Origin of the sequence: Serratia ureilytica (assembly GCF_013375155.1) — a bacterium.
GTDB classification, from domain to species: domain Bacteria; phylum Pseudomonadota; class Gammaproteobacteria; order Enterobacterales; family Enterobacteriaceae; genus Serratia; species Serratia ureilytica.
Genome location: NZ_JABXOF010000002.1, coordinates 360565 through 377108, shown reverse-complemented (window position 1 = coordinate 377108; position 16544 = coordinate 360565). Strand labels below are relative to the sequence as shown.

Annotated in this window: 17 protein-coding genes; 15 read left to right on the top strand and 2 right to left on the bottom strand. The window is 56.0% G+C overall.

The window, feature by feature from the left end; translation table 11 throughout:
• The first annotated feature begins 124 nt into the window (after positions 1-124).
• From HWW83_RS05220 to HWW83_RS05160, 13 genes are all read left to right on the top strand, one after another.
• Positions 125-358 (top strand): hypothetical protein, encoded by a 234-nt coding sequence (locus HWW83_RS05220; protein WP_004935304.1) that lies wholly within the window; start codon positions 125-127, stop codon positions 356-358.
• 84 nt (positions 359-442) lie between these two features.
• On the top strand, positions 443-841 hold the full coding sequence (locus HWW83_RS05215) for a hypothetical protein (protein ID WP_042784953.1): 399 nt from the start codon (positions 443-445) through the stop codon (positions 839-841).
• Positions 842-911: 70 nt separating this feature from the next.
• The gene (locus tag HWW83_RS05210; RefSeq protein WP_176589052.1) at positions 912-2420 is read left to right on the top strand and encodes a PhoPQ-activated protein PqaA family protein; all 1509 of its coding nucleotides are present in this window, start codon (positions 912-914) and stop codon (positions 2418-2420) included.
• Between the two features lie 639 nt (positions 2421-3059).
• Complete coding sequence (locus HWW83_RS05205) at positions 3060-3599, top strand: fimbrial protein (RefSeq protein WP_004935293.1); 540 nt, start codon at positions 3060-3062, stop codon at positions 3597-3599.
• A 56-nt stretch (positions 3600-3655) separates the two neighbouring features.
• Complete coding sequence (locus HWW83_RS05200) at positions 3656-4339, top strand: fimbrial biogenesis chaperone (RefSeq protein WP_033643647.1); 684 nt, start codon at positions 3656-3658, stop codon at positions 4337-4339.
• 54 nt (positions 4340-4393) lie between these two features.
• The gene (locus tag HWW83_RS05195) at positions 4394-6970 is read left to right on the top strand and encodes a fimbria/pilus outer membrane usher protein (RefSeq protein ID WP_033643646.1); all 2577 of its coding nucleotides are present in this window, start codon (positions 4394-4396) and stop codon (positions 6968-6970) included.
• A 42-nt stretch (positions 6971-7012) separates the two neighbouring features.
• Positions 7013-7954, top strand: coding sequence for a fimbrial protein (locus HWW83_RS05190; protein WP_033643645.1), 942 nt, complete (start codon positions 7013-7015; stop codon positions 7952-7954).
• Positions 7955-8091: 137 nt separating this feature from the next.
• Complete coding sequence (locus HWW83_RS05185) at positions 8092-8451, top strand: hypothetical protein (protein WP_004935280.1); 360 nt, start codon at positions 8092-8094, stop codon at positions 8449-8451.
• A 73-nt stretch (positions 8452-8524) separates the two neighbouring features.
• Positions 8525-9820, top strand: coding sequence for an HlyD family secretion protein (locus HWW83_RS05180; protein WP_004935276.1), 1296 nt, complete (start codon positions 8525-8527; stop codon positions 9818-9820).
• Positions 9807-11942, top strand: a complete 2136-nt coding sequence (locus HWW83_RS05175) for a peptidase domain-containing ABC transporter (RefSeq protein WP_004935271.1) — start codon at positions 9807-9809, stop codon at positions 11940-11942. Before HWW83_RS05180 ends, HWW83_RS05175 begins: the two co-directional genes overlap by 14 nt.
• Positions 11943-12057: 115 nt before the next feature.
• Positions 12058-12258: a hypothetical protein gene (locus tag HWW83_RS05170; RefSeq protein WP_015378375.1), complete on the top strand. Its 201-nt coding sequence runs from the start codon at positions 12058-12060 to the stop codon at positions 12256-12258.
• Positions 12259-12344: 86 nt separating this feature from the next.
• Complete coding sequence (gspS, locus tag HWW83_RS05165) at positions 12345-12743, top strand: type II secretion system pilot lipoprotein GspS (RefSeq protein WP_089197199.1); 399 nt, start codon at positions 12345-12347, stop codon at positions 12741-12743.
• Between the two features lie 114 nt (positions 12744-12857).
• A complete protein-coding gene (locus tag HWW83_RS05160) occupies positions 12858-14291 on the top strand; it encodes an EmmdR/YeeO family multidrug/toxin efflux MATE transporter (RefSeq protein ID WP_033643643.1) in 1434 nt (477 codons plus the stop codon).
• A 58-nt stretch (positions 14292-14349) separates the two neighbouring features.
• On the opposite strand, the gene HWW83_RS05155 is transcribed toward HWW83_RS05160, so the two are convergent.
• Positions 14350-14613 carry a FaeA/PapI family transcriptional regulator gene (locus HWW83_RS05155; RefSeq protein WP_042784947.1) on the bottom strand — a complete coding sequence of 88 codons (264 nt, stop codon included), beginning with the start codon at positions 14611-14613 and terminating at the stop codon, positions 14350-14352.
• Positions 14614-14624: 11 nt separating this feature from the next.
• Entirely contained in the window at positions 14625-14828 is a 204-nt protein-coding gene (locus HWW83_RS05150; RefSeq protein ID WP_129992881.1) for a hypothetical protein, read from the bottom strand.
• A gap of 559 nt (positions 14829-15387) precedes the next feature.
• On the opposite strand from HWW83_RS05150, the gene HWW83_RS05145 reads away from it, so the two are divergent.
• Positions 15388-15912, top strand: coding sequence for a fimbrial protein (locus HWW83_RS05145; RefSeq protein ID WP_033643642.1), 525 nt, complete (start codon positions 15388-15390; stop codon positions 15910-15912).
• An 84-nt stretch (positions 15913-15996) separates the two neighbouring features.
• Positions 15997-16542, top strand: coding sequence for a fimbrial protein (locus HWW83_RS05140; protein ID WP_042784946.1), 546 nt, complete (start codon positions 15997-15999; stop codon positions 16540-16542).
• Positions 16543-16544: the final 2 nt, after the last annotated feature.

Genomic DNA, 16544 nt, shown 5'->3' with positions numbered 1-16544 from the left:
ACCGCCGCGCGGGTGAACGCATTGGCAACAGGGTCTTTCGTGGGCAGTTAACAAGGAGGTGAACAAACAGTGAGGGTTTCATTTTTTCATTACTAAACATGTCGATAAATACAAAGGAGACAGTATGAAAGAACTGACTGAAGCAGAAGTCATGGCGGTTTCCGGCGCAGGCATCGCTTCCGATGCCGGCAAAATCCTGGGCAATGGCATTGGCGCCATCGTAGATGCCGGTACCGGTCTATTCGGGATCCACGCGGATGCGGCGGGCGCCGGCGCCAAACTCGGTGAGGGCATTGGCGCCGTCATCGATGCCGGGATTAGCGCCTTCTCGCAGCTGTTTGGCCGTAAATCGTCATAAGCCCGGCCCTTAATGAAAAGTGCCCGCAAGGGCACTTTTACTTCGCTCATGTCGGGAGCCGGAAGAACGGCAAAGGGAGAGTTCATGGCGAATAAAATCATCTTGATCATGGTCATCAATCTGTTCGTGGCGGTGGCGTTGGCGGTGTTTAACTTTATCTATATCCAAAAGAAGGTGGATATACGCGCCCCCAATGACGCCACGCCCTTTCAGGTGACCGAGAAAGCGCAGGGCAGGATCGTCTCCATGCAGCAGACCTCGGTATTTCTGAACAACAATCCTGTGGTGGCGTTTACCTTGGAAATCAACGCCAGGCGCAAACAGTTTACGATCGCTGACCATCGGGAGGTGGTGCTGTATATCGCCATGAGCCGTTATGAGGAAAACGGCGTTTACAGCCTATTGCTGGGCGAGAACGACAGAGACGTGGCGTTCGAAAAGGACAGCTTTGGCTATCCGATACGCTTTCATCAGGTGCTCTAGGCGCGCGGAAGGTTTCCTGCCGCCAGGCGGCGTAAAAGGGATTTGCCACGGACAAAGGGGGGAGGAAAAAATGCTGAAACGCATCGGATACATCGCGCTGATTTGCCTGGCCTTAATCGGCGGGCGGCAGGCCATGGCGGCAGAGGAAGATCGCTGCTTTGCGGACGAACATCCCGCCTTGCACACCGTTATTCCTTGTTATAACAATCAGTTGGCCATATTGCCTCTGTCATATTCGTTAAAGGGCGTGGATAACGGCCATGACGTGTCGATACGCCATTATCGGTTGATGTCGCAATCCTGGTCGCCGCAAGACGCCATCCGGCCGACGCAATGGTGGCACGATGTGGATATTTATATCCCCAACGGGGCGCTTGCCCGTAAAGCGTTGGTGCTGATGAGCGATGACTGCGCTTGCGCCGCCGCAGGGGTGAGCGGGCCAGGCAAGCAAAATGCGGCGTTTTCCGTCGCTACGCCGGCGGCCTTGGCGGCGGAAAGTCACACCATCGTGATTGTCGTCAACCGGCTGCCTTATCCGTACCTGGAATATCAAAATGAGGGGCGGCGTCGTGCGGGGGAGGACAGCCAGGCCCGAGGCTGGCGATTGTTCCTGGACGATGCGGATGAGTACTTGATGATGCCGCTGGCGATCCCCATGACGGCGGCCTTGTCGCAAACCATGACGCTGGCGCAGCGCGAATTGAGCCGATGGGGGATAGATAAATTCATCGTGGCGGGCGCGGCGAGCGGCGCAACCGCGGCGTGGCTGGCGTCATTGTCGGATGAGCGCATCGATGCCGTCGTCGCCATGTTCCCGGATGGGGTCGCGGCGCGGCAGGTCTTGAAGCATACCTATCGTACGTATGGCGGCCGTTGGCCGTTGGCGTTTCATCCTTATTACCAACTCGGCATCGATCGGCGCATAGAGACGCCGGCGTTCGACAAACTGATGCAAATAGCGGATCCCACCGCTTATCCGCCGCCGACGGCGGGAGAGCGGCCAGCGGCGGCGAAATATGTCATCATCGCCAGCGGCGACGAACGTTATCCGCCGGACAGCACGCGATTCTATTTCAGCGCCTCACCGGGAGAGGCTTCGCTGCGCGTGATTGCCGACGGGGATCGCGCGGCAAGCCGGCCGGCCGCCGAACGCGCCATACTGGCGATGATCAAGCGCCGCCAGCGCGATATCGCGTTGCCGACGATCGAGGTGCAAGGCAGCGCCGCGGATGCTGCGGTGCGCACGCTGCGTTTTTCCGAACCGCCGGCCACCGTGCGGCGTTGGAGCGCGCACAACCGCACGGCCCGAGATTTTCGTTATTCGTGCGGCGTACGCTTTACCCCGGAGCCGTTGGCCGCAGCGGAGGCCGATCGCGGCGAGTTTCGTCTGGCCGCCCCGGCGCAAGGCTGGGAGGCCACCTTTATTGAGGCGGTGTTCAACGATGGGTTTATCGCGACCACGCCGGTCTTTATCACGCCTGACGATAACTATCCGTCCGCCGTTCCCGCGGGCGATGGCCTGGCGTGTGAAACCCTACCCGGCAGAGGGCTGGGGGAAGATTATCGCCATGACGATTAATTAGCGGCGCCGAAAAACAATAAGGCGGCAATGCGTTATTCTGCGCGACAGAGCGCATTGTTGCCTTGTTTTCGAAATAGTGAACGGCGTCAGACAGAATATTTCTGCGTAACGCCATTTTCTCGTTGTCACATGACCGCGCCGGTTTCACGAACGGCGAATGCTTTATTCTCCCTCCTGTTCGATAAACCGTTATCGCCATGCTTTTCCTATTCCTCTGCTCCTCTTTCTGCCGCCGCGTCGTGATGCCTTTCGTAATATAACTGTCATTTATTTCAGGGCGAGTTTTATCGCCCGGCTTTCATTTTACGGCGATGTCGCCCGATTTTCCGGCTGAGGGGGAAATGAGGAGGATCTGGCGAAAGCGCCTTCGAATAGCGCGAGAATAAATTCCCTGGCGGCCAGATGATTGAATCAAGAAACGCCGATTTGGCGGTTTTTTCAAAATAAAATTAAGAATGATGCTAATTCTATTTGGGGTAATTATCTTTTCTCATCTTTACATTGATTTTATGTATTGCTAAAGGGGGAAAGCTAAGCATAATTAACTGTGAAAGGAGCGGAGCTCCTATTCTCCCTGTTCGGGTTCTCCGTGGCGGGGATATTTTGAAGTCTGTCTAATCAAAAGGAGAAGTACCCATGATGGAAAAAAAAGTGATTATGTTGGCATTTGTCGCGGCAGCGTGTTCAAGCGCTTTACCTGCTCTGGCAGCAGATGGTCAGGTTAATTTTACCGGGAATATTGTCGATGCTGCGTGCAAGGTCACGAATGACTTGAGTAATCCATTAAATGTTGTTTTGGGTGATGTGGCCCGAACGGCATTTGCGGGTGGCAAGGGATCAACGTCCAGCGCGACAAAATTCACGCTGGAAGTCACCGATTGTCCGGATACGGTAAAAAGCGCCACCGTTAAGTTCGACGGCGCGGCCGATAACGGCGACAGCAACGTATTGCAGCTGACCCAGGAAACGGATGTCGCTACCGGCGTCGGTATCCAACTGTCTGATATTTCTAACAGTGTTCTGCCGCTTTACACGGCGTCGACGGCTTATCCGTTGGCTTCCGGCAGCGGCGTGAAAAATAACCTCGATTTTACCGCCCGCTATATTTCCACGCAGGCAGATGTTACCGCCGGTAAAGCTAATAGCGTCGCCACCTTTACGCTGAATTATAACTGATAATATTTTCTTGCCCGCTGGTTCACAGCGGGCTGTATTGCCTCGGAGATAATATTATGCGTTTTAATCGCTACGGCGCCTTAGCGGCTTTCATTATTTTATTGTTTGCGTCTACGGTTCACGCCGGCGTGGTGATTGGCGGGACGCGGGTGATATTCAACGGCGAAAAAAAAGAAGCGTCAATCAGCGTGGAGAATCCGGATAAAGAACCGTATTTGATTCAGTCCTGGCTGGAGAATCAACAAAGCGGGGTGGATAAAATCGCGTTTATCGTTACGCCGCCTTTATTTCGGCTGGACGGCAACCAGGAAAATATGCTGCGCATCGTGAAAGTGGGCGATGGCTTACCGAAAGATAAAGAAAGCTTGTATTGGATGAATATTAAATCCATTCCTTCAACAACCCAGGCGGGTAAATCGAATACGCTGCAAATAGCGGTCAAGACCCGCATTAAATTGATTTATCGGCCGGCGCCGCTGCTCCGCCAGGTGCCCGAAGAAGTGACGCAGCAGCTGAAATGGCAGCGTGTCGGTTCAGAATTAAAACTCACCAACCCAACGCCTTATTATATGAACTTTCATTATGTCCGCATCGGGGGACGGGAAATGAAAGAGGTGGCGTATATCGCGCCGATGAGCAGCGAAATGTTTGCATTGCCCGTGGCGGGCGCAACGTCGGTAAGCTGGAAATTAATTAATGATTATGGCGGCACAGGGAAAGAACATCAGTCAGGTATTTAATCTGTAAGGGAAGGCAGACAGAGGGATAAAACATTTCAATAATGGAGCTAATGAATGATAACTCAAAAGCGTATATTAGCGAAGCGGGATGCTTGGCTGAAACGCATAGCCTTATTCACGGCAACAACGGCGGTATGCGGCAACATGGCTAATCCCGCCTTCTCTCGTGACTATTTTAATCCGGCGTTGCTGGAAACCGGGCGCTCAGGTCAGCAGCACGTCGATCTGTCGATTTTTGAAAATGGCCAGCAGGTTCCCGGCACGTATCGGGTCGATATTTGGGTGAACGACATGCTGCTGGAAACGCGCGAGGTGTCGTTCGCTCTGCGGGCCGGCAGCGACGAGAAGGCCGATCTGCAGCCTTGTCTGACGCGGGAAGATCTGAAACGGCTTGGGGTGAAAGTTGAGCTGTTTCCCGGTTTGGCCGGTGCCGATCGCTGCGCGAATTTGGCCGCGATCCCGCAGGCCTCGGCGCAATTTCAATTTAACCGCCAACGCCTGATGCTGAGTATCCCCCAGGCGGCGTTGGAAAATAAGGTGCGCGGATACGTTCCGCCGGAACAATGGGATGAAGGCCTGCCGGCGATGCTGCTGAACTATGGCTTCACCGGCAGCAACAGCAAGGGGCGCGATCGATTCACCCAGAGCGCAAGCAGTTATTACCTCAACCTGCGGCCGGGCTTCAACCTGGGCGCCTGGCGAGTGCGGAACTACACCACCTGGAGCTACAACAGCGCCGGCGGCGGGCGAGCGTCGGAGGATCGTTGGGACTCCGTCTATACCTACGCCCAGCGCAATATCATCCGCCTGAAAAGCTTGCTGACGCTCGGCGAAAGCAGCAGCCCGTCCGATGTGTTTGACAGCGTATCGTTTCGCGGCGCGCAGCTGGCTTCCGATGACGACATGTTGCCGGAAAGCCTGCGAGGTTATGCGCCGGTGGTGCGCGGCATCGCGCGCAGCAATGCGCAAGTGGTCATTCGCCAAAACGGCTATGTCATCTACCAGAGTTACGTTGCGCCGGGCGCGTTTGAAATTTCGGACATGTATCCGACCGGCGGCAGCGGCGATTTGGAGGTGACTATCAAGGAGGCGGACGGCAGCGAACAGCACCTGACCGTTCCCTTCGCCAGCCTGCCGGTGCTGCAACGCGAAGGGCGGCTGAAATATGCGCTGACCTCGGGGCAATACCGCACTTACGATCACAGCGTGGATAAAAAGATCTTCTCGCAGGCCAGCCTGATTTATGGCTTGCCCGCCGGTTTCACCCTGTATGGCGGCGGCCAATTCGCCGGGCCGTATCAATCGCTGGCATTGGGTCTGGGCAAGAACCTGGGCGAGTTCGGCGCTCTGTCGGCCGACGTCACCCAGGCGTGGGCAAAGCAGGAGCATCAACCGAAAAGCGATGGTCAGTCATGGCGCGTGCGGTACAGCAAAAATATCGTCGAGACGGGGACGAACTTCGCCATCGCCGGCTACCGCTATTCGACCAGCGGCTACTATGGGCTGCAGGAAGTGCTGGACACCTATCGCAGCGGCAACCGTTACGCCCCGATAGACCGCCGCAAGAATCGCGGCGAAATCACGCTGAACCAGAATTTATGGGAAGGGGCGGGGTCGCTTTCACTCAGCGCGGTCTCCGAAGACTATTGGGGCTCCGAGCGCAATATGCAGTCGCTGAGCGCGGGTTACAACAATAGCTGGAATGGCATCAGCTACGGTTTTAACTACAGCTATAGCCGGAATTCACAGGCTATTTACGGCGATTCGAACCGCGGGCGCATTTACGATCGCGATCAGATCTTCGCTTTCAACATCAGCGTGCCATTAGAGAAATGGCTGAGCAACACCTACGCCACCTACAACCTCAACACCAGCAAAAAAGGCAATACCAGCCATACGGCGGGCCTCAACGGCACGGCGCTGGCCGGCGGCAACCTCAGCTGGAGCGTACAGGAAGGGTATGGCAGCCAGGGCCAGGGCAACAGCGGCAACGCCAACGCCGACTGGCGCGCGACGTACGGCGAACTCACGGCGGGCTACGCCTACGATCGCAGTCAACAGCGCGTCAACTACGGGGTGAAGGGCGGGGTGATCGCCCATGAAGACGGTGTGACCTTCGGTCAACCGTTCGGCGAAACCGTCGCCCTGGTACAGGCGGCCGGCGCGAGCGATGTGGCGGTCGGCAATCAGGTCGGGGTGAAAACCGACTGGCGCGGCTACGCGATCGTTCCTTACGCCACGCCTTATCGCAACAATTCGATTCGCCTCGATGTCGACAGCTTGCCGGATGATGTCGATCTCGAGTTGACGAACCAGTCGGTCACGCCGACTCGCGGCGCGGTGAGCCGGGCGAATTTCAAAGCCAACGTCGGCAGACGGATTTTGATGAAGGTGACGGACTCGCAGGGGGCACCCCTGCCGCTGGGCGCCAGCCTGCGTCTTGCCGAGGGGGCGACTCAGCCGTTCCTGGTCGGCGGCGACGGCGTGGTCTATCTGACCGGCATGGCGGAAAAGGGCCTGCTCATCGCGCAGTGGGGCAGGAATGGCGAGAACCAATGCCGCATCCGTTACCAGTTGCCGGCGGAGCCGCCGTCAGCGGGTCTCCAAACCCTAAACGGCGTTTGCCAATAGATCTCGCTCTATTTCCATCATGACTTTTAAGTGAGAGTGAAAATGAACGTTTTTCTCAGGATATTCGGTTACGGCGCCCTGGTGTGGCTGGCGACGCTCACGACGGCGGTTTATGCCGGCACCTGTACCACCAACGCGAAAACCGCCCGTATGGGGTTGCTGACGCTGGCCGTGGATCCGCGCATTGAAGTCGGCGAGCAGTTGGCTGTTCGAACCGAGAACAGCATTAACGGCACGACGTTTTCTTTTCTTTGTTCCGGTTCGGTCGCCTATCGCTCCATGTCGCCGCTGACGCCGAGCGCGCTGCCCGGCGTATTTGAAACGGGCATCGAGGGCGTGGGGGTGACGATTTCAGACTTATGGCAGAGCAATAAGAACGTGCCCGTCAACACGGCGATTTCGCCCAACTTGCTGACGCCGTGGATCAATCGAAACGATGTTCGGCTGACGTTTATTAAAACCGGCCCGATCAAAACCGGCGGCGATATGGGCGGGAAAATTATCGCCAGATATTATCTGGATTCGACCTCCATTTTGGATATCAGTATTTCCGGCATGAAGGTCATTCAGAAAAGTTGCCTGGTTGATTTGAACTATAAAAATCAAACGGTAAATCTGGGCAGCCCTAAACGCAGCGAGTTTAACGGCGTCGGCAGCACGGCGGCGTCTTCCGAACGCAATTTTTCCGTGGTTCTGCAATGTCAGGAGGACAATATTCCGGTTCAGGTCACGTTCGAGGCGGCCGGAAATTCGCCAGGCGTGGGAATGATTGATATCGCCGACGGCGCCGATGCGGCGAAGGGCGTCGCCGTGGAAGTGTTGGATGAGAACCGTAATCCATTAACGTTTTCCAGACCGATCAATTACCACACCGCGGCTGAAAAAGAGATCAGGATCCCCTTGATGGCGCGCTATAAGCAAACGGGAGCCATTAGCCCCGGACAGGCCGACGCGGTGATGACATTCACCATTACGCAGAATTAAAGAGACCCCTATTAAAAATATAATGTCGTCTGTTCGCGCGACATTATTGGTGGCATCAGGCGCTGCAGGCCGATGCCAATGCAATGACAACACGCATGTATGGCAGTGTTTGTCCGTTTAAATATGGAGATTAACCAATGAAAGAACTGTCTGTTATCGAAATGAATGAAGTGTCAGGCGCTTATTCCTGGGATATGAGCAATGGACTGTCGGGGCTGATTGGCAGCGCCGTCTCCAATGCCGCGGAAGCCGTTTCATCCATCGCTCTGGGCGCCTCCGTGGGCAGCATGGCGGGCGCCGTCATCGGCGGTAAGCACGGCGGCGACGGCGGCGGCCTGCTGGGCGTCGGCTCGATTGGCCAGGGCGTCGGCATGGTCGCCGGCGGCATCCTGGGCGGCGTAGCCAGCGGCGTGGCCGCAGCCGTTATTGGCTGGGACACCACGCTGGAATACTCCAAAAAAGGCCTCGATGGGCTGATTAACGGCACCATCAGCTAAATCCATACGCGGTCCAAAGCCGCAGCGTTCTCGCTGCGGCTGTCTCCCGGTCAGGCAAGCGCAGGTTCTTCCTATGAGTGATAATAAGAGCAGGAATATTTTCCGCCAGGAGGCGGTCAATTATCAACGTCAAAGATGGACCGGCAGGGCGCTGTTAATTTCCGGCGCGTCGAGCCATGTGATTGCCGCCACCTGTTTCACTTTTATTCTGATCCTGGCGGGCGCACTCTATTTTTGCGAGTACACGCGCCGGGTCGATGTTGAAGGCGAGGTGATCAGCATCCCGCATTCCACCAATGTGTTTTCCTCCCAATACGGTTACGTGAGTCAGGCATTCCATAAAGCCGGTGACGTCGTGGAAAAGGACGAGCCGCTGTATGTGATTGATGTCTCGAGAAGCACCACGTCCGGCAATGTCAGCCATATCGCGGCCAGCGAAATAAGCAAACAGATTAGCAATCTGGATTCGATAATCAGCAAGCTGAATAAAAATAAAACCGCCATGCTGGATAATTTGCGCAAACAGATCAATAGCTATGAAAACGCCTATAAAGAAACCGAGAAACTGAACCTCAGTGCCAAAGAGGGGATGGATAAAATGCGCGATAGCCTGAAAAATTACGAACACTATTTGACGAAAGGCCTGATCACCAAAGATCAGTTAAATTATCAGCGCTCGCTCTTTCAACAACAGCAAAGCTCGTATCAGGCGCTCTACAGCCAAAAGATCCAGCAAAATATTCAACTGTCGCAGTTGCGCAGCGATTTGCTGATTCGCGCCGCCGATTACGACAATCAGATATCGCAAAGCGAATCGCAACGCAGTGATTTACAACGCCAGCTGGCGGAGTCCAATGCCGGCGGCCAGGTCATTATCAAAGCGCCGCTCAAGGGGAAAATCGAGTCGCTGAGCGTGACCGCCGGGCAGGTGGTCGAGAGCGGCAGCAGTCTGGCGCAAATCAAACCGATTGATAACATCAAATATTATCTGGTTTTATGGCTGCCGAATAACAGTTTGCCCTACGTGAAAATCGGCGATGGCATCAACATTCGCTATGAAGCCTTCCCGTCGGATAAATTCGGTCAGTTTCCGGGAAAAATAGAATCCATCTCGTCGGTCCCCGCCTCCCCGCAGGAAATGTCGGAATACAGCAGCGGAAATAAAAGGGAAAGGAACGCCTACTACAAAGTGCTGGCGTCCATCAGCGACACGCAATTCAGCGATAAAGGCAAATATCTCGAAATCAGCAGCGGGCTGCAGGCCAGGGTCATCGTCTTCCTGGATAAGAAACCGCTTTATCAGTGGGCGATCGCGCCTTTGTATGACATAAAAAACAGCGTCGTGGGGCGAGTCGATGAAGGACAATAATCTCTTTGAACGGATCAACGAGAAGTTAACATTCTCACTGCGCAAGCGGGTGCCGAGCATCTTGCAGTCGGAGTCATCGGAATGCGGCCTGGCGTGCCTCGCCATGATCGCCTCCTATTACGGGTTTAATGTGGATATGCTGAGCCTGCGGCAGCGATTCGGCATTTCCACCCAGGGCGCGACCCTGGGGACGATCTCTCAAATCGCGTCGCAAATCCAGCTGAAGACGCGCGCCTTGTCCTTGGACATCGACGAAATCAATCAGCTGAAAACGCCCTGCATACTGCACTGGAATATGAATCACTTCGTGGTGTTGGTTAAGGTGCAGCGCGCCGGTTTTGTCATTCACGATCCGGCCTTCGGGCGCAGAGTGATCGGGCTGCAGGAGATGTCGAATCACTTTACCGGCATCGCGTTGGAGCTGTGGCCCGACAGGGCCTTTCAAAAAGAGACCCTCAAGACCCGTTTGCGCCTGCTGGATTTGATGAAAAACATCGAGGGCCTGCCGGGGACGCTGCTCAAGATCTTTGCGTTATCGATAGTCATCGAATCGGTCAACCTGCTGCTGCCGGTGGGAACGCAACTGGTGACCGACCATGTCATTCAGGCGCATGACTACAGCCTGCTGACGGTCATCTGTTTGGGGCTGATCTTCTTCACCTTGTTCCGCGCGGTGGTCAGTATCGCCAGGGCCTGGATCTCCATCGTGCTCGGGACGCTGACCGATATTCAGTGGAAGACGACGCTGTTTGAACACCTGATGAAGCTGCCGCTGGATTTTTTCGAGAAACGGCACCTGGGGGACATTCAATCGCGCTTTTCCTCGCTGGATGCGATCAGAACCACCTTTACCAATAATATCGTCAGCGGGATCATCGACGGCATCATGACGGTCGGGCTGTTCGCGATGATGATGGTCTACGGCGGCTGGCTGGTCTGGGTCGTGGCGGGCTTCACTCTGATCTACATCCTCATCAGGATGATGACTTACAGAACCTACCGTCAATTCTCGGAGGAGCAGATCGTCAAGGCGGCCAAGGCCAACTCGCATTTCATGGAGACGCTGTACGGCATCTCGACCGTCAAGGCGCTGGGCATCAAGGAAACGCGCTCCAGCTATTGGCTCAATCTGAACGTCGATGCCGCCAATACCAATATCAAAATCACTCGATTCAATATGATGTTCGGCGGGATCAATACCTTTATCACGACGCTCGATCAGGTGGCGATCCTGTGGCTTGGCGCCATGATGGTCATCGACAATTCCATGACGCTCGGCATGTTCATGGCGTTCAATGCCTATCGCGGCCAGTTCTCTCAGCGGGCCTCGAGCCTGATCGACCTGGCGATCGGCTTGCGCATGCTGTCGCTGCACAATGAGAGGATATCCGACATCGTCTTTACCGATGCGGAGACGGAGTCCGCGCCGCGACAGGTTTTCCCCTCGGGCACGGGGATTGCCATTGAGGTAAAAAATCTTACGTATCAATATGACGCGCTGTCGCGGCCAATCTTCAAAGACCTGAACATGCGCATTGCGGCCGGCGAAAGCGTGGCCGTCGTGGGCGCCTCCGGCGCGGGCAAGACCACTTTGCTGAAGGTGATGTGCGGTTTGCTCAGCCCCACTTCCGGCCAGGTTTTGGCCGACGCGATGGATATCCATAAAGTCGGGGTGAATAACTACCGTAACGCGATCGCCTGCGTGCTGCAGGACGACCGGCTGTTCTCCGGGTCCATTGCGGAAAACATCAGCGGGTTTGAGGTCAATGCCAATAAAGAGCTGATCATGGCCTGCGCGATACACAGCAATATCCACGATGAAATCATGCAGATGCCGATGGGCTACGAAACCCTGATCGGCGAGTTGGGCAACGGCATCTCCGGCGGGCAAAAGCAACGTCTGTTTATCGCGCGCGCCCTCTATCGCCGCCCGAGTGTGCTGTTTATGGATGAAGCGACCAGCCATCTGGACGTTGAGAATGAGTCGGCGATCAACCGGGCGATATCTTCGCTGAATATTACGCGCGTGATCGTCGCCCACAGAAAGTCGACCATCGACTCGGCCGACAGGGTAGTGGTGCTGGGGGCCGAGAGCGGCGCGCCGGCAGGCGGCGGTGAATAAAGGGCGCTTGCCGGCGCCGGGGCGAAGCCGGCAATGCAGGCTGTCCCCACGGCGAAAATCGCGGTAAAATGCAGCAGTTGACCCTATCGCATTCCATCAGGCCGTCGAACCCGCTATGAAAACGCGCAAACCGCGCCGCCCGCCCGGGCGGTGGATCTATTACATCCTGCATGAAGACATGCTGTGGCCTTGCCCGGTCAAATGGGAGTGGGAGAGCGGCTATAACGCCTGGCTGCCGTTTTACTATTCCCCCACGCTGGAATTCGTCGCCGGCAACCCCGCCCGCGCCACCAAGGTCAGCAGCGGCCGACGTTAAGCGGGCCGCGCGTGCTGCTCGCCTTGCCGCCCGACGTCCGCTCACCTAAGATCATCTCATCACCCACAGGTTTTCCCGGAGCCCCCATGTTGACTCTGTTTCGCACGTCTCTTTGCGGCGCGCTGGCATTGCTGCTGCTCGCCGGTTGTCAGCAGACGGCGCATAAACCGGCGCCGCCGCTGCAGGCGCAGCTGGATCACATCGCTTCGATGCTGGCCGGCGGACACTTCCTGCGCGTGGACTGCGGGCGCAGCGAGATACCGGACGACGTGAAGCTGCAGCGCACCGCAATGCGCGCGGCGCAGCGCCGCGGCTGGGACACGCAGGTGGCAGGGTATCGGCAGTTGCCGGCGCTTACCCAGGCGCGTTATCTGACCCTGCAACAGGACAATCAGCTGCTGACGGAAAAATGCGCTGCGCTCAGCCGCAGTACTGCCCGCTTTATCGCGGCGGCGCAGGCCGATCAGGAAGATTACATGGAGTAGCGCGCCGGCATGCCTTTCGGGCGCGCTTCATGGGCGCCCCAAAATTCTTTGCAGGATAACGATTTATCGATCATCATTTGAAATGATGTTTCACTTTTACCCATCGAGCCCATCTTGAACCTGTATGCCGCACTGCGTCAGCGCGTGGAAAATACGCGCTGGTACGCCAAACGGAAAAGCTACCGCGTGCTGTTCTGGCGCGAGATCACGCCACTGGCGGTGCCCATCTTTCTGGAGAACGCCTGTGTCCTGCTGATGGGGGTGCTGAGCACCTTTCTGGTGAGCTGGCTCGGCAAAGAGGCGATGGCCGGAGTGGGGCTGGCGGACAGTTTCAACATGGTGATCATCGCCTTTTTCGCCGCGGTGGATCTCGGCACCACCGTGGTGGTGGCCTTCAGCCTCGGCAAGCGCGATCGCCGGCGGGCGCGGGCGGCGGCGCGTCAGTCGCTGGTGCTGATGACCGGCGTGGCGCTGCTGTTGGCGGCGGGCATTCACCTGGCGGGTGAGCCTATCATTGATGTGATCGCCGGCGCGGCCTCGCCGGAGGTGAAAGCGCTGGCGCTCTCTTACCTGCAAACTACGGTGTGGAGCTACCCGGCGGCGGCGATTGCGTTGATCGGCAGCGGCGCCCTGCGCGGCGCGGGCAACACCAAGATCCCGCTGCTTATCAATGGCGGCATGAATATCCTCAATATCATCATCAGCAGCATCCTGATTTACGGCATGCTGGGCTGGCATGGCCTGGGGTTCGTCGGCGCCGGGCTGGGGCTGACGATTTCCCGCTATATCGGCGCCATCGCCATCCTCTACGTGCTGGCGATCGGCTTTAATCCGGCGCTGCACATCACGTTGAAAAGCTATTTCACGCCGCTCAAGATGAGCATCCTGTGGGAAGTGTTGGGGATCGGCATTCCCGCCAGCGTCGAGTCGGTACTGTTTAACGGCGGCAAGCTGTTGACGCAGATGTTTGTCGCCGGCATGGGCACCAACGTGATCGCCGGCAACTTTATCGCTTTCTCCATCGCTTCGTTGATCAACCTGCCGGGCAACGCGTTGGGATCGGCCTCGACCATTATCGTCGGCCGGCGGCTCGGCAAAGGCGAGATCGGCCAGGCGGAGCGGCAGCTGCGCCATATTTTCTGGCTGTCGACCCTTGGGCTGACCGCCATCGCCTGGGGCACCGCGCCGCTGGCCGGGGTGTTCGCCGCGTTTTATACCTCGCAGGATGATGTGAAAACGGTGGTGAAAACCCTGATCTGGCTCAACGCCGCCTTTATGCCGATCTGGGCCGCTTCCTGGGTCTTGCCCGCCGGGTTGAAAGGTGCGCGCGACGCCCGCTTCGCCATGTGGGTGACGATGCTCGGCATGTGGGGGTGCCGCGTGGTGGCCGGCTACGCGTTGGGCATCGAACTGGGCATGGGCGTGGTGGGCGTCTGGCTGGGGATGTTCCTCGATTGGGCGGTGCGCGGCGCCTTATTCTACTGGCGCATGGTCAGCGGGCGCTGGCTGTGGAAATATCCGCGGGCCAGGCGCTCGGACGCCGAATAAGCTCGCCTGCGCGCAGCCTGCCGGCGGCCTGAGAGGCACCGGCAGGAAGAAGCTCTATTCAGAGGGAAGGGTACCAACGCAATGACTTCTTGACCGGCCCCGGTGTGACCAACACCTTACCTCGGCCGACCAGATTCAACAGCAGATTGCGCGCCTGATAGATCGTGATGTCGTTAGACTCCGCCAACTGGCGGGTCGTGGGCCACTCGCCGGGAGGAGGAGGTGCCGTGCCGTTGGCCGAAGGGCAGAGGCGGTGCAGCGTCGTTAATAAATGCTGCTGCAGGTTTTGTAATTCTTGTTGTTTTGACGTGCGTTTTATCATGTCAGCCTCCCTTAAACTTCAGCCGAATTTTGATATAACGATAAGCGTCGCCCGGAAAATAATGCCCTGTCCCGGCAATACTCTTCCTGAACCGGTAGCGAACACTTGCCTGAACCCGATATTTCCACTGCAATAAACCAGCGGCGTTCACGGATCGGGAGCGGTAATGAGGTGGCCAAATTTTCAGCCTGCTGTGCGTAATGGCTGTACTTCATCGTTTTTCTCCATGGTTTACTGCCCGGTGCTGGTTTTTACCAGACCGAATTGATAAGCCTCCCTTTTCTTTTCCAAATCATTATACCGCAAATAGAAAAAAGGCGATCAATAATGTCGTGTGATATATATTTTACGAGATAATCTACTATCGTTATTAATTTTACGATCTGTTGTCTCGAAAAAATATAGTTGTCTTGTGGTTTTTGGGCTTATATCTCGTATTTATTACTTTTGCTTTGAATGACTTTTCAAATTACAACGATTTTTGTAACAATATTTGGGCCAAAACAAGCGGTAAGTTGAATCTTAGTGTAATTCCCATGGCAAGGGTTAAAATCTTGCGGGAATTTACTGGTTCGGTTGTTTTCTTTCTCATCAGTGTGGTTTTCGTTGAATACCTAAAATGGGTGATGATGAAATAAAGGTCGCGATTTAATTATCGTGAGGGTTTGCTTTGGCTGCGGGTAATACCGTTTTCATTCTGGATTGTATAAATAACCGTTAAAGGAACGGGAGCGATCCTGCGCTTTTTACATAAATTAAAGGAATAAGTGAATTATGAAACTGAACAAAATCATGCTGACAGCAGTTCTGGCGTTTGGCGTTTCTTCTCTGGCGCATGCCGCCGACCAAGGGCATGGCAAAGTGACGTTTACCGGTTCCATTATTGATGCGCCTTGCTCCATTTCTCCTGAGACCGTGGACCAGACCGTGGATATGGGCCAGGTATCCAATGTTGCGTTGAAAAATGGCGGTAAATCAGCGCCGCGTCAGTTCGATATCAAACTGGAACAGTGCGACAACTCGACGCTGAAAACCGTCACCACCACCTTCGAAGGCAAAGCCTCTACCGCCAATAAGGATCTGCTGGGCATCGTCGGGACCGCCAGCGGCGCCAGCATCGCCATCACCGACACCGCCAGCAACCCGATCAAACTGGGCACCGCAACGGCCCCACAGAACCTGGGCACCGGCACCAACACGCTGCGCTTCGCGGCTTACCTGCAGGGTGACGGCGCTTCCGCCACCGTCGTTCCGGGTGATTTCACCGCCGTTGCCGATTTCAAGCTGGCATACCAGTAAGCCTGCGCCATTGGCGTGACGTTTTGCATGCGGGGCTTCCCCGCATGCTTTTTCCCAGATGGAAGGTCTGTGTCAGGAGGTTCAATGCGCCGGTTTATTCACCCTTTAGTGTCTCCTTGCATATTGACGGCTACGCTGATGAGCCCGGCCGCGCCGGCGGCATCCGGTTCTCAGGGCTGGGGACGCGTAAATATGCAAGGAGCCATTATTGATACCGCTTGCGCTATTGCCGCCGGCAGCCGCGAGCAGACTATCGATATGGCCGTGATGCCGACGGGAAATATCATGCGTGATGGCTTAGGCAATACGCATCCGTTCACCATCGAATTAATCAACTGCACGCTTGAACGCCCGAAACCGAATTTGCCGGACTGGCGACAATTTCAGGTGGTTTTCGATGGCGATGCCGATGGCGACTTATTCGGCGTGCACGGGGAGGCGAAAGGCATCGCGCTGCAAATATCCGATGATATGGGGAATATCGCCGCGCCCGGTCGTCCGTTGCCGCTGGGGGATATAACGCCAGGCAGCATGTCGCTTAATTACTCCATTAAATTGGTTGCCAATAATCAACCGATGCGTGCGGGGGACTATTTTTCCGCCGTGCGGTTCAAGCTGGATTATTACTGAGC

Bases quoted from the DNA above. Each gene is read 5' to 3' on its own strand.
- HWW83_RS05220 (WP_004935304.1), top strand. From the start codon at position 125: ATGAAAGAACTGACTGAAGCAGAAGTCATGGCGGTTTCCGGCGCAGGC.
- HWW83_RS05215 (WP_042784953.1), top strand. From the start codon at position 443: ATGGCGAATAAAATCATCTTGATCATGGTCATCAATCTGTTCGTGGCG.
- HWW83_RS05210 (WP_176589052.1), top strand. From the start codon at position 912: ATGCTGAAACGCATCGGATACATCGCGCTGATTTGCCTGGCCTTAATC.
- HWW83_RS05205 (WP_004935293.1), top strand. From the start codon at position 3,060: ATGATGGAAAAAAAAGTGATTATGTTGGCATTTGTCGCGGCAGCGTGT.
- HWW83_RS05200 (WP_033643647.1), top strand. From the start codon at position 3,656: ATGCGTTTTAATCGCTACGGCGCCTTAGCGGCTTTCATTATTTTATTG.
- HWW83_RS05195 (WP_033643646.1), top strand. From the start codon at position 4,394: ATGATAACTCAAAAGCGTATATTAGCGAAGCGGGATGCTTGGCTGAAA.
- HWW83_RS05190 (WP_033643645.1), top strand. From the start codon at position 7,013: ATGAACGTTTTTCTCAGGATATTCGGTTACGGCGCCCTGGTGTGGCTG.
- HWW83_RS05185 (WP_004935280.1), top strand. From the start codon at position 8,092: ATGAAAGAACTGTCTGTTATCGAAATGAATGAAGTGTCAGGCGCTTAT.
- HWW83_RS05180 (WP_004935276.1), top strand. From the start codon at position 8,525: ATGAGTGATAATAAGAGCAGGAATATTTTCCGCCAGGAGGCGGTCAAT.
- HWW83_RS05175 (WP_004935271.1), top strand. From the start codon at position 9,807: ATGAAGGACAATAATCTCTTTGAACGGATCAACGAGAAGTTAACATTC.
- HWW83_RS05170 (WP_015378375.1), top strand. From the start codon at position 12,058: ATGAAAACGCGCAAACCGCGCCGCCCGCCCGGGCGGTGGATCTATTAC.
- gspS (WP_089197199.1), top strand. From the start codon at position 12,345: ATGTTGACTCTGTTTCGCACGTCTCTTTGCGGCGCGCTGGCATTGCTG.
- HWW83_RS05155 (WP_042784947.1), bottom strand. From the start codon at position 14,613: ATGATAAAACGCACGTCAAAACAACAAGAATTACAAAACCTGCAGCAG.
- HWW83_RS05150 (WP_129992881.1), bottom strand. From the start codon at position 14,828: ATGAAGTACAGCCATTACGCACAGCAGGCTGAAAATTTGGCCACCTCA.
- HWW83_RS05145 (WP_033643642.1), top strand. From the start codon at position 15,388: ATGAAACTGAACAAAATCATGCTGACAGCAGTTCTGGCGTTTGGCGTT.
- HWW83_RS05140 (WP_042784946.1), top strand. From the start codon at position 15,997: ATGCGCCGGTTTATTCACCCTTTAGTGTCTCCTTGCATATTGACGGCT.